The organism is Pseudomonas sp. AAC (genome assembly GCF_000725445.1).
Lineage (GTDB): Bacteria > Pseudomonadota > Gammaproteobacteria > Pseudomonadales > Pseudomonadaceae > Pseudomonas > Pseudomonas citronellolis.
Window position 1 is genome coordinate 95,302 of sequence record NZ_KL647099.1, and the last position, 12,699, is coordinate 108,000.

Annotated in this window: 9 protein-coding genes; 1 reads left to right on the forward strand and 8 read right to left on the reverse strand. The window is 67.7% G+C overall.

Annotation, left to right across the window (positions count from 1 at the left end; genetic code table 11):
- Window positions 1–10: 10 nt before the first annotated feature.
- The 6 genes from FG99_RS21755 to FG99_RS21780 form a co-directional block, all read right to left on the reverse strand.
- Complete coding sequence (locus FG99_RS21755; protein ID WP_009617722.1) at window positions 11–922, reverse strand: ABC transporter permease subunit; 912 nt, start codon at window positions 920–922, stop codon at window positions 11–13.
- A 10-nt stretch (window positions 923–932) separates the two neighbouring features.
- Window positions 933–1,943 (reverse strand): ABC transporter permease subunit, encoded by a 1,011-nt coding sequence (locus FG99_RS21760; protein ID WP_043272322.1) that lies wholly within the window; start codon window positions 1,941–1,943, stop codon window positions 933–935.
- 64 nt (window positions 1,944–2,007) lie between these two features.
- The gene (locus FG99_RS21765; RefSeq protein ID WP_043272323.1) at window positions 2,008–3,591 is read right to left on the reverse strand and encodes an ABC transporter substrate-binding protein; all 1,584 of its coding nucleotides are present in this window, start codon (window positions 3,589–3,591) and stop codon (window positions 2,008–2,010) included.
- Window positions 3,592–3,601: 10 nt separating this feature from the next.
- A complete protein-coding gene (locus FG99_RS21770) occupies window positions 3,602–4,981 on the reverse strand; it encodes an OprD family porin (protein ID WP_043272324.1) in 1,380 nt (459 codons plus the stop codon).
- A 145-nt stretch (window positions 4,982–5,126) separates the two neighbouring features.
- Window positions 5,127–6,728 carry an ABC transporter substrate-binding protein gene (locus tag FG99_RS21775; protein ID WP_043272551.1) on the reverse strand — a complete coding sequence of 534 codons (1,602 nt, stop codon included), beginning with the start codon at window positions 6,726–6,728 and terminating at the stop codon, window positions 5,127–5,129.
- Between the two features lie 221 nt (window positions 6,729–6,949).
- A complete protein-coding gene (locus FG99_RS21780) occupies window positions 6,950–7,513 on the reverse strand; it encodes a helix-turn-helix domain-containing protein (protein WP_009617731.1) in 564 nt (187 codons plus the stop codon).
- Window positions 7,514–7,695: 182 nt separating this feature from the next.
- Here FG99_RS21780 and FG99_RS21785 point away from each other — a divergent pair, with 182 nt between their 5' ends.
- On the forward strand, window positions 7,696–8,913 hold the full coding sequence (locus FG99_RS21785) for a M24 family metallopeptidase (protein WP_043272325.1): 1,218 nt from the start codon (window positions 7,696–7,698) through the stop codon (window positions 8,911–8,913).
- A 295-nt stretch (window positions 8,914–9,208) separates the two neighbouring features.
- Here FG99_RS21785 and FG99_RS21790 read toward each other — a convergent pair whose 3' ends face one another.
- Both FG99_RS21790 and FG99_RS21795 read right to left on the reverse strand, forming a co-directional pair.
- On the reverse strand, window positions 9,209–10,597 hold the full coding sequence (locus tag FG99_RS21790; RefSeq protein WP_043272326.1) for an OprD family outer membrane porin: 1,389 nt from the start codon (window positions 10,595–10,597) through the stop codon (window positions 9,209–9,211).
- A 265-nt stretch (window positions 10,598–10,862) separates the two neighbouring features.
- The gene (locus FG99_RS21795) at window positions 10,863–12,245 is read right to left on the reverse strand and encodes an OprD family porin (RefSeq protein ID WP_043272327.1); all 1,383 of its coding nucleotides are present in this window, start codon (window positions 12,243–12,245) and stop codon (window positions 10,863–10,865) included.
- Window positions 12,246–12,699: the final 454 nt, after the last annotated feature.

Sequence of the window (12,699 nt, forward strand, 5' to 3'; positions counted from 1 at the left end):
TGCATGCTCCTTACGCCGCGCTCTTGAGTTTCGGATCCAGCGCGTCGCGCAGGCCGTCGCCCACCAGGTTGATGGCCAGCACGCTGAGCAGGATGGCCAGGCCCGGCAGGCTCACCACCCACCAGGCGCGCTCGATGTAGTCGCGCGCCGAGGCCAGCATGGTGCCCCACTCCGGGGTCGGCGGCTGCACGCCGAGGCCGAGGAAGCCCAGGGCGGCGGCGTCGAGGATGGCCGAGGAGAAGCTCAGGGTGGCCTGGACGATCAGCGGCGCCATGCAGTTGGGCAGCACGGTGACGAACATCAGCCGCCAGAGGCCGGCGCCGGCCAGGCGCGAGGCGGTGACGTAGTCGCGGTTGACCTCGCCGAGCACCGCCGCGCGGGTCAGGCGCACGTAGGAGGGCAGCGAGACCACGGCGATGGCGATCACGGTGTTGAACAGCCCCGGGCCGAGCACCGCGACGATGGCCACCGCCAGCAGCAGCGAGGGCAGCGCCAGCATGATGTCCATCAGGCGCATGATCACCGGGCCCAGGCGGTTCGGCGAGAAGCCGGCGACCAGGCCCAGCACCAGCCCCGGCAGCAGCGAGATGACCACCGAGCTCAAGGCGATCAGCAGCGACAGGCGGGCGCCGAAGATCAGCCGCGAGAGCATGTCGCGGCCCACTTCGTCGGTGCCCAGCAGGAACTGCCCGGTGCCGCCTTCCAGCCACACCGGCGGGGTGAGCAGGAAGTCGCGGAACTGCTCGCTGGGGTCGTAGGGCGCCACCCAGGGCGCGAACAGCGCGCAGAAGACGATCAGCACCATGAAGGCCAGGCCGCCCACCGCACCCTTGTTGTGCGCGAAGGCTTGCCAGAACTCTTTCAGGGGCGAGGGATAGACCAGGCTCGGGTCGCCGGCGGGAGCGTTTTGCATGGAATTCATCGCGGGCTCCTCAGCGTTGGTGGCGGATGCGCGGGTTGACCAGGCCGTAGAGGATGTCCACGGTGAAGTTGACCAGGATCACCAGGGTGGCGACCAGCAGGATGCCGTTCTGCACCACCGGGTAGTCGCGGCGGCTGATGGCGTCGATCAGCCACTTGCCGATGCCTGGCCAGGAGAAGATGGTCTCGGTCAGCACGGCGCCGGCCAGCAGCGCGCCGACCTGCAGGCCGAACACGGTGAGCACCGGGATCATGGCGTTGCGCAGGGCGTGCACGAACACCACGCGGGCCGGCGACAGGCCCTTGGCGCGGGCGGTGCGCACGTAGTCCTCGCGCAGCACTTCGAGCATGGCCGAGCGGGTCATGCGGGCGATCACCGCCAGCGGGATGGTGCCCAGCACGATGGCCGGCAGGATGAGGTGGTGCAGGGCGTCGAGGAAGGCACCCTGCTCGTCGGAGAGCAGGGTGTCGATGAGCATGAAGCCGGTCACAGGCGGAATGTCGTAGAGCAGGTCCAGGCGCCCGGACACCGGCGTCCAGCCGAGGGTCACGGAGAACAGCATGATGAGGATCAGGCCCCACCAGAAGATCGGCATCGAGTAGCCGGCCAGGGAGATGGTCATCACCCCGTGGTCGAAGATCGAGCCGCGCTTGAGCGCCGCGATGACCCCGGCCAGCAAGCCGAAGGTGCCGGCGAAGAGCATGGCGGCGATGGCCAGCTCCAGGGTCGCCGGGAACAGCGTGAGGAACTCGTGCCAGACGCTGTCGCGGGTCACCAGGGATTCGCCGAGGTTGCCCTGGGCGAGGTTGCCGATGTAGTCCAGGTACTGCTGGTACAGCGGCTTGTCCAGGCCCAGGCGGTGCATGGCCTCGGCGTGCATCTGCGGGTCGACGCGGCGCTCGCCCATCATCACCTCGACCGGGTCGCCGGGGATCATGCGGATCAGCGCGAAGGTCAGCAGCGTGACGCCGAAGAAGGTCGGAATGAGCAGGCCGAAACGGCGTGCGATGAAACTCAGCATGGTGGGGGCGGACTCCTCATCACGCGGCTGCCCGCGGGGATAACGCGGGCGCCCGTTTTTATTGTCACTTCACCCGGGTTTCGGCGAAGTTGTTATTGCTCAGCGGGCTGATGGTGTAGCCCTCGATATTGCTGCGGCGCACATTGAACAGCTTAGGATGCGCCAGGGGAATCCAGGGGGCCTGTTCGTGGAATATCTTTGTCGCCTTTTCATAAAGTTCCTGCCGTTTCGACCGCTCGTCGGTGCGCCGGGCCTGCTGGATCAGTGATTCGAAGGCCGCGTCGCACCAGCGCGCCTGGTTTTCCCCGGATTTGGCCGCCGCGCAGCTGAGGTTGGGGCTGAGGAAGTTGTCCGGGTCGCCGTTGTCGCCGGCCCAGCCGAGCAGCGAGAGGTCGTGCTCGCCGGCCTTGGAGCGCTTGAGCAACTCGCCCCATTCCAGCGAGCGGATCTGCAGCGCGATGCCGACCTTGGCCAGGTCCGCCTGCATCATCTGTGCCGCCAGCGCCGGGTTGGGGATGGTCGGCGAGCTGCCGTTGCGGATGAACAGCGTCAGCTTCAGGCCGTCGTCTACCCCGGCTTCCTTGAGCAGGGCCCGGGCGCGCTCGGGGTCGTGCGGCCAGTCCTGCAGTTGCCGGTTGTAGCCGAGCAGCGTCGCCGGGTAGGGGTTGATCGCCGGGGTCGCCGCGCCGGGGCCGAACACCGCCTCCAGCAGCGCCGGCTTGTCGATGGCCAGGTTGATGGCCTGGCGCACGCGCGCATCGTCCAGCGGCTTGTGCTGGGTGTTGAGGGCCACGTAGGTGGTCAGCAGGGCGTCGGTGCTGTCCACCGCCAGGTGCGCTTCCTTCTGCAGCTGCGGCACGTCGGCCGGCTTCGGGTAGAGCGCCACCTGGCACTCGCCGCGGCGCAGCTTCTGCATGCGCACGTTGGGGTCGAGGGTGATGGCGAACACCAGGTTGTCGATGGCCGGCTTGCCGCCGAAGTAGTCCGGGTTGGCCTTGTAGCGCACCTGGGCATCGCGGGCGTAGCGGCTGAAGACGAAGGGGCCGGTGCCGATGGGCTGGGTGTTGAGCTGCTCCTGCTTGCCGGCCTTGAGCAACTGGTCGGCGTATTCGGCCGAGTAGATGGAGGCGAAGCCCATGGCCATGTCGGCGAGGAAGGGCGCTTCCGGGTGGTTGAGGGTGAAGCGCACGGTCAGGTCGTCGAGCTTGTCCACCGACTTGATCAGCTCGCCCATGCCCATGGCCTCGAAGTAGGCGTAGCCGCGCGGCGCCGAGGCGTGCCAGGGGTGTTGCGGGTCCAGCGCGCGCTGGAAGCTCCAGAGCACGTCGTCGGCATTCAGCGTGCGGCTGGGCTTGAAGTACTCGGTGCTGTGGAACTTCACCCCCGGGCGCAGGTGGAAGGTGTAGGCCAGCCCGTCGGGGCTGACCTCCCAGCGCTGCGCCAGGGCCGGCACTACCTCGGTGGTGCCCGGGCGGAACGCCACCAGGCGGCTGAACACCGTCTCGGCGGCGGCGTCGGCGGTGACCGCGCCGGTGTACTGGACGATGTCGAAGCCCTCCGGGCTGGCCTCGGTGCACACCACCAGGTTCTGCGCCAGCGCGGGGCCGGCGCCGAGCGCCAGGAGCAGGGGCAGGTAGCGCGGGATCATGGGGGTTCTCCTACAGCAGGTCGAAGGGGAAGGTGCTGACCAGGCGGACCTCGTCGACGCTGCCGTCGACCTGGTTCTGGCTGGCCAGGTGCTTCATGTACATCAGGCGGAACTTGCTGCGCTTGAGCGGGCCGTCCTGGACCACGTAGGTGCCCATCAGGCCCAGTTCGTGGTGCTTCTCGCCGTCCTGGCCGCGGACCTCGGCGTAGTTGCCATAGGCGCCGTTGCGATCGCCGTCGTAGTGGGTGCCGTCGATGTCCCAGCCCTTGGCGTACCACACCGCGGTGCTCAGGCCGGGCACGCCGTAGGGCGCGAAGTCGGTGCCGTAGCGCAGCTGCACGGACTTTTCGTTGGGACCGTTGTAGTCCGACAGCAGCGAGTTGGCCAGGTAGATGGCCGAGGTCTCGTGCACGTAGTCGAAGTACTCGTTGCCGTCCACCTGCTGCCAGCCGAGCATCAGGCTGTGGGCGCCATGGCTGAGGGTGAAGGCCAGGCTCCAGGTGTCGTTGTCGATGTAGCCGGCCTCGCGGTTGCCGGTGTCGCGGGTGCTGTAGAGGTTGAAGCTGGTGTTCAGGGCCAGGCTCTGCGCATCGCCCAGGTCGTGGGAGAAGCCGAGGTAGTACTGGTTCCAGACGTCCTCGAAATGCCCGCCGTAGGCGCTCACCGAGAGGTTGTCGGCGACCTTGTAGGTGCCGCCGAGGTAGCTGTAGCGGTCGCCCTTGACCTGGCGCGTGCCGTATTCGGTGGTGAAGTCCTCGTCGCCTGCCCCGGTGCGCGGGCTGGCGCGGGTGAAGCTGCCGGCCTGCAGCGAGAGGCCGGCCAGCTCCTCGCTGAGCAGGCCGACGCCGTTGAAGCTCGACGGCAGGGCGCGGTTGTCGATGCTGTTGAACACCGGCGTCTCCACCTGGAAGCGCCCGGCCTTGAGCTCGGTGTTGGAGACGCGCAGGCGCAGGTTGGCGATGCCCAGCTTCGACCACTCGTCCACCGCCTCGCCGTCGCTGTGGGCCAGGGTGCGGTTGCCGCCGCCGCCGATCACGCCCTTGCCGCGCTCCAGGTTGATGGCGTTGAAGCCGGCCACGTCGAGGCCGAAGCCGACGGTGCCCTGGGTGTAGCCGGAGCTGTACTGGAGGATGGTGCCCTGCACCCAGGCGCGGCGGCTGTGGGTGAATTCCGAGCCGCCTTCCTTGGGAATGCGGAAGCCGAAGCTGTCGTGCATCTGCTCGCGGGAAAAGAAGTTGCGCGTGCTGAGAGTCAGTTTCTGGCCCTCGATGAAGCCGCTGGCGCCGGCCTGGCCCTTGTTCGCATCGTCCTCGGCGGCCTGCGCCTGGCCGAGCAGCCCGGCGCCGATCGCCAGGCCCAGTACAGCGGGTTTGAGGTAGGGACACTGCATGGATTGCTCCTTTTTCTTCTTCGTTGTTGTTCGAGACGGCAAACGCATCCCGCCGCGCCTGCCTGGGCGCGCGCGCGGGGTGTGGGGCAGTGGCGAAACGAAGGGCCGCCCGGTCTGCGCCGGGTCGGCGGGCCGAAAGCCTCGGCTAGGGCTGGTTGCTCACGCCGTAGAAGGTGTTACGCCCGAAGGGGCTGATGAGGAAGCCCTGCACCGACTTGCGCATGGGCTGGTACACCGTGGAGTGGGCGATGGGGCTGATGGGCAGCTGCTGGGCGAGCAGTTGCTGGGCCTGCTGGTAGAGGGCGACGCGCTGGGCGTGGTCGGTGGTGGCCTTGGCCTGCTTGACCAGCTTGTCGTAGGCCGCGTCGCACCACTTGGAGATGTTGTTGCCGTTGACCGCATCGCAGCCGTAGAGGGTGCCGAGCCAGTTGTCCGGGTCGCCGTTGTCGCCGGTCCAGCCGAACAGGGCGGCGTCGTGCTCGCCGGCGTGGGCGCGCTTGATGTACTCGCCCCACTCGTAGCTGACGATCCTGGCCTTGATGCCGACCTTGGCCCAGTCGGCCTGGATCATCTCGGCCATCAGCTTGGCATTGGGGTTGTACGGGCGCTGCACCGGCATGGCCCAGAGGGTGATCTCGGTGCCTTCGGCGATGCCGGCCTGCTTCAGCAGTTCCCGGGCCTTCGCCGGATCGTAGGCCTGGCCCTTGATGGATTCGTCATAGGACCACTGCGTCGGCGGCATGGCGTTCACCGCCAGCTGGCCGGCGCCCTGGTAGATGGCGTCGATGATCGCCTGCTTGTTCACCGCCATGTCCAGCGCCTGGCGCACCTCGACGCGGTCCAGCGGCTTGTGGGTGACGTTGTAGGCGATGTAGCCGAGGTTGAAGCCCGGCTGCGAGGGCATGTTCAGGTTGGCGTCCTGCTTCAGCGAGGCCAGGTCCGCCGGGCGCGGGTTGAGGCTGATCTGGCATTCGCCGGCCTTGAGCTTCTGCATGCGCACCGAGGCGTCGGTGTTGATGGCGAAGATCAGGTTGTCCAGGCGCACGTCCTCGGGCTTCCAGTAGTCCTTGTTGCCCTTGAAGCGGATCAGCGCGTCCTTCTGGTAGCGGCTGAGCACGAAGGGCCCGGTGCCGATGGGCTTCTGGTTGATCTCGCTGGCCTTGCCTTGGGCGAGCAACTGGCCGGCGTACTCGGCGGACTGGATGGCCGCGAAGCTCATGGCCAGGTTCTGGATGAAGGCGGCGTCGACCTCGTTGAGGACGAACTTCACGGTGTAGTCGTCGAGCTTCTCCACCCTGGCGATGTTGCGGTCCAGGCCCATGTCGGTGAAGTAGGGGAACTCGGTGGGGTAGGCCTTGCGGAACGGCTGGTCCTTGTCGAGCATGCGCTCGAAGGTGAAGACCACGTCGTCGGCGTTGAACTCGCGGCTGGGCTTGAAGTAGTCGGTGGTGTGGAACTTCACGCCATGGCGCAGGTGGAAGGTCCAGGCCTTGCCGTCGGCGCTGGTCTCCCAGCTTTCGGCCAGGGCCGGCACGGCCTCGGTGCCGCCGCGCTCGAACTGCACCAGGCGGTTGAACAGGGTTTCCGACGTGGCGTCGTAGTCGGTGCCGGTGGTGTACTGGCCCGGGTCGAAGCCGGCCGGGCTGCCTTCGGAGCAGTACACCAGGGTGTTGCCGGCGAAGCTCGCCGAGCTGGCCAGCAACAGGCCGCCGGCGACCAGTGAATGCATGGAGTTACGACGCTTCATACGCATGCCTAACCTCGTTGTTCTTTTTCTGAGGGAGCCGGGCGCGGGCCTGATGGACCTGTGCCGGCTCGGGCGCCACCGCTCCCCCGTGGGCGATGGTCGGATGCCGCCGGGGTAGCCGGCGAACGTCGAACGCGAAGTTAAGTCAGGCTGAAATTAAGGTCAACTTAAATTCAGTGCTACTGCAAAAATCAGAAGCGTCCTAATACCTAGGGAATGTCTCAGGTACCCGGATGCTCGCCGAACAGCGGCATGGTGGTGACGGTCAGCACCTCGGCGGTTTCCTCGCCGGCATTGCGCAGGCAGTGGGGCTTGCCGGCGTCGAAGTGCACCGAGTCGCCGGGGCCCAGGGGGTAGCTGCGGCCGTCGATGGTGTAGACGATGCTGCCGCTGAGCACGTAGGCGAATTCCGCGCCCTCGTGGGCGATCAGCTCGGACTGGTAGCCGACCGGCATGTTCATCTTCACCGCGTTGAGCTGGTTGCCGGGGAAGGAACTGGACAGGCGTTCGTAGCCCAGCGGCTGGCCCTCGATGGCATAGCGCACGCGCTCGCCCTGGTGGGTGTCCGGCTGCGCTTGCTGCGGCTGGTCGAACAGTTCGTTGAGCGGCACCCCCAGGGACTTGGCGATGCTGGCCAGGGACGAGATGGAAACCCCGGTGAGGTTGCGTTCGGCCTGGGACAGGAAGCTGGCGGTGAGGCCGGATTCGCTGGCCACCTGGTTGAGGGTCTTCTTCGCGGCGCGCCTATAGCGACGCAGGCGCTCTCCGATTCGATCGACGGTCATTGGCTGGGCTCTTGGAGGATGCCGGCAGTATACCGGCGAAGGAAGGCGGAGGAAGAGGGCCGGAAAGGTTGGCTTGCGAAGAGGGCTTTTGCTGTGATTTTAAGTGGTGCTTAAAATTCGTTTGGCACGGATTTTAAGTAATGCTTAAATTCCGCCGGAATTTTCAGGATGGGAGTTGGGCGATGACGTTGGGCGTTGGGGGCAGTAGCCCCGAGCAGGCTCTGGCGGGGCTGCGCGACATGAGCGGCGGCGTCGAGCCGATCGGGCTGGACGAATACCGGGCCCGGGTGGCCGGCCTGCAGGCGCGCCTGCGCGAGCAGGGCATGGCCGCGGCGTTCGTCGATGCCGGCAGCTACCTGCGCTATTTCAGCGGGGTGAAATGGAACCCCAGCGAACGCCTGGTCGGCCTGCTGGTGCCCGCCGAGGGCGCGCCGCAGTACCTCGCCCCGGCCTTCGAGGAGGGCACGGTGCGCGACTTCCAGGTGCTGCCCGGGGCGATCTGCACCTGGCAGGAACACCAGAGCCCCTACCGCCTGCTGCTGGACATGCTGGTGGAGCTGGGCGTGCCGGCCAACGCCCGCCTCGGCCTGTGCCCGAGCCTGCCGTTCGGCATGGTCGAGCGCCTGCGCGAGGTTGCCGGCGCCCTGCGCCTGGTGGATGCGAGCGCCGCCGTCGACCATGGGCGGCAGCGCAAGTCGGCCGCCGAGCTGGCGCTGATGCAGCGCGCCAAGGACATGACCCTGGAAGTGCACAAGGCCGCCGCCAGCATCCTCCGCGAAGGCATCAGCACCACCGAGGTGGTGCGCTTCATCGAGGCGGCGCACCGCCGCGTCGGCGCGCCCGGCTCGACCTTCTGCATCGTGCTGTTCGGCGAGGACAGCGCCTTCCCCCACGGCGTGCGCGAGCCGCGCCCGCTGCGCGAAGGCGACATGGTGCTGATCGACACCGGCTGCCAGTTGCACGGCTACAACTCGGACATCACCCGTAGCTACGTATTCGGCACCCCCAGCGAGCGCCAGCGCACCTTATGGAACCTGGAGAAGGCCGCGCAACTGGCCGCCTTCGCCGCCGCCGTGCCGGGTGCGCCCTGCCAGGCGGTGGACGCCGCCGCGCGGCGCTGCCTGGAAGCCGGCGGCCTGGGCCCGGACTACGCCTTGCCCGGCCTGCCGCACCGCACCGGCCACGGCATCGGCCTCGACATACACGAAGGCCCCTACCTGGTGCGCGGCGACGAAACCCCGCTGGAGGCCGGCATGTGCTTCAGCAACGAACCGATGATCTGCGTGCCCGGCGAGTTCGGCATCCGCCTGGAAGACCACTTCTACATGAGCGCCGAAGGCCCGCGCTGGTTCACCCGGCCGAGCCATTCCATCGACGATCCGTTCGGTCTGGCGGGGTAGGGCCTACCTACAGGGGATGCCATGGCTGGTGCGGCGTAGGGCGCATAACCGTTCGCGGTTATCCGCCGATACACCGAGGCCATAGCCAACGCCCAGGTCAACCTTGGCGCCGCTGGAAGCCAAGGCCAAACGGCGGATAACGCCGTAGGCGTTATGCGCCCTACGGGTTGTGGGAACACCGTCGTAGGATGGTGTTGAGCGAAGCGATACCCATCACCACCACCGCATGGGTTTCGCAGGCTCAACCCATCCTACGAAAAGCGCTTCGGCACGGCTGGCAAGACAGCTGTGGCTACTAGAGCAACTCGAAGGGAAAGGTACTGACCAGCCGCAGCTCGTCGACGCTGCCGTTGCTCTGTTTCTGGCTGGCGCGGTGGCTGACGTACATGAGGCGGAAGTGGCTGCGTTTGAGCGCCCCGTTCTGCACCACGTAGGCGGCCGACAGGCCCAGTTCGCGGTGCTTCTCGCCGTCCTGCTCGCGGCCCTTCGCGTAGTTGCCGTAGGCGCCGTTGCGGTCGCCGGTGTAGCCCGTGCCGTCGATGTCCCAGCCCTTGACGTACCACACCGAGGTGCTCAGCCCCGGCACGCCGTAGGCCGCCCAGTCGGTGTTGTAGCGCAGCTGCGCGGATTTCTCGTTGGGCCCGTTGTAGTCGGCGAAGGCCACGTTGCTCAGGTGGATGGCCTTGGTCTCGTGCACGTAGTCGAAGTATTCGTCGCCTTCGACCTGCTGCCAGCCGAACATCAGCGAGTGGGCGCCGCGGCTGAGGGTGAAGTCCAGGCTCCAGGTGTCGTTGTCGATGTAGCCGGCGGCGCGGCGGCCGGTGTCGCGGGTGCTGTAGAGGTTGGCGCGGGTCCGCAGGGCGAGCTTCTGCGGGTCGCCCAGGCTGTGGCTCAGGCCCAGGTAGTACTGGTTCCAGACGTCCTCGAAGTGCCCGCCGTAGAGTGTCGCCGACAGGCCGCCGGGGGCCTTGTAGCTGCCGCCGAGGTAGCTGTAGCGGTCGCCCTTGGCCAGGCGGGTGCCGTATTCGGTGGTCAGGTCTTCCTCGCCGGCGCCGGCGCGGGGGCTGGCGCGGGTGAAGCTGCCGGCCTGCAGCGCCAGGCCCGGCAGTTCCTCGCTGAGCAGGGCGAAGCCGTCGAAGCTGGCGGGCAGGACGCGGTTGTCGTGGCTGTTGAACACCGGCGTGTCGACCTGGAAGCGGCCGCCCCTGAGTTCGGTGCTGGAGACGCGCAGGCGCAGGTTGGCGATGCCCAGCTTGGACCATTCGTCCACCGCGTTGCCGTCGCTGTCGGTCAGGGTGCGGTTGCCGCCGCCGCCGGCGATCACGCCCTTGCCGCGCTCCAGGCTGAGGGCGTGGTAGCCGGCCACGTCCAGGCCGAAGCCGACGGTGCCCCGGGTATAGCCGGAGCTGTACTTGAGCAGGGTGCCCTGCACCCAGGTGCGGCGGTTGTGGGTGAACTCCGAACCGTCTTCCTTGGGGATGCGGAAGCCGTTGCTGTCCTGGGCCTGCTCCAGGGCGGCGAAGTTGCGGGTGCGCAGGCTCAGGCTCTGGCCTTCGACGAAGCCCTTGGCGCCGGCCTGGCCGCGGGCCTCGCGGCGGTCGTCCTCGGCGGCCCAGGCCTGGCCGAACAGGCAGGCGCCGAGGGACAGGCCCTGGGCGGTGGGGCGGATGTGCTGCTGGATCATTGGCTGTTGCTCCCTTCTTGTTCTTGTTGGAGGGGCTAGGCCGATGACGCCGTGGGTGCGCTGGCCCCTGTGAGGGGCCGAAGCTAAGTGGGGGCGGGAAGGGCGATCAAGGCGGATTCGGCCGCGCTGCGAAAAACGGAAAATTCCGAATATTCAGGGGATTGCATTCGGGCGACGGGGTACTCGTCGAAGGTAGGCGCGGGGGCGATGGAGGGCGCCTACCTGCCCGGCGCCGCCTCTGGCGGGGCGGCGCCGGGGTGGGTGGCTACAGCAGGTTGAAGGGCAGGGTGGTGATCAGGCGCACGTCGTCGATGCTGCCGTCGGCCTGGTTCTGGCTGGCCCGGTGGCGCCGGTAGGTCAGCTTGATGCTGCTGCTCTTGAGCGGGCCGTCCTGGATCTTGTAGGCGATGGTCATGCCCAGTTCGCGATGCCTTTCGCCATCCTGCTTGCGCACCTCGGCGTAGCTGCCGTGGGCGCCGTTGCGGTCGCCGTCGTAGCGGGTGCCGTCGATGCCCCAGCCCTTGGCGTACCACAGCGTGCTGCTCAGCCCCGGTATGCCGTAGCGGGCCCAGTCGGTGCCGTAGGCCAGCTGGGCGGACTTCTCGTTGGGGCCGTTGTAGTCGGATTGCAGGTAGTTGACCAGGTAGATGGCCGCGGTCTCGTTGACGTAGTCGAAATACTCGTCGCCATCGACCTGCTGCCAGCCCGCCATCAGGCTATGGGCGCCGCGGGCGAGGGTGAAGGCCAGGCTCCAGGTGTCGTTGTCGATGTAGCCGGCCTTGCGGCTGCCGGCATCGCGGGTGCTGTAGCCGTCGAAACGGGTGTGCAGGGCCAGCACGTCGGGGTCGCCGAGGTCGTGGGAGAAGCCCAGGTAGTACTGCCGCCAGATGTCCTCGAACTCGCCGCCGTAGGCGCTGAGGCTGAGGTTGGGCGTCGCGCGGTAGGTCCCGCCGAGGTAGCTGTAGCGGTCGCCCTTGGCCTTGCGGTCGCCGTAGGTGGTGGTGAGTTTCTCGTCGCCGGCCCCGGTGCGCGGGCTGACACGATCGAAGCTGCCGGCCTGCAGCCTGAGCCCGGTGAGTTCGCTGCTGGTCAGGCCGACGCCGCGGAAGGTGGAGGGCAGGGCGCGGTTGTCGATGGTGGCCAGCACCGGCGTCTGGACCTGGAAGCGGCCGGCGCGCAGTTCGCTGTTGGACAGCCGCAGGCGCAGGTTGGCCACGCCCAGCTTGGACCACTCGTCCAGCGGCCGCCCGTCGCTGTCGGTCAGGGTGCGGTTGCTGCCGCCGGCGACCACGCCCTTGCCGCGCTCCAGGTTGAGGGCATGGAAGGCGCCGACGTCGAGGCCGAAGCCGACGGTGCCCCGGGTGTAGCCGGAGCTGTACTGCAGGATGCTGCCCTGCACCCAGGTGCGCCGGCTGTGGGTGGGCTCGTAGCCGTCGTCCTTGGGGATCTTGAAGACGAAGCGCCCATGTTTTTGCTCGCGGGAGGCGAAGTTGCGGGTGCTCAGGGTCAGGCTCTGGCCTTCGATGAAGCCCTTGGCGGCGGCCTGCCCCCGCTGCCTGTCGTCCTCTTCGGCCGCCCAGGCCTGGCCGGTGATGCCGGCGAGCAGCGCCAGGCCGATGGCGGTGGGGCGGAAGTGTGGATTGGTCATCTGATTGCTCCTCGTTTCTAGTGCTGTGCGCAACGGCGGGCACCTGGGCGCGCGCCGGGAACGGCCGGTGGCCGGCTGCAAGGCGGAAAGCGAGTGCGGTGGGATGATTGTTGGAAGAGCCTGGCCGGTCGGGCCTGGCTCATGGCTGCCCGCAGCGGATGGGGCGGGCGCAGGGACGGCAGCGGCGGGTACGCCGTGCCGTAGAAGGCGTGGGGGCCGGGGCTGCCGGACCTTCAGGGGGGAAGCTAAGCCATGCCTGGCGGCCGCGACAATGAAAAAATGCCTGGTGCTTCACTACGCCGCTTCTCGCCGATGCCCGGAATAGAGGCTTCGCAGCGTTTTTGGGAGGCGGCGTGGTGGGAATCTTGGTACCCACCTGTAGGAGCGGGCCCTGCCCGCGATTTCGCGCGCAGGGCGCGCTCCTACATTGGAATGGTGTGGGTGGGGCGGCGTA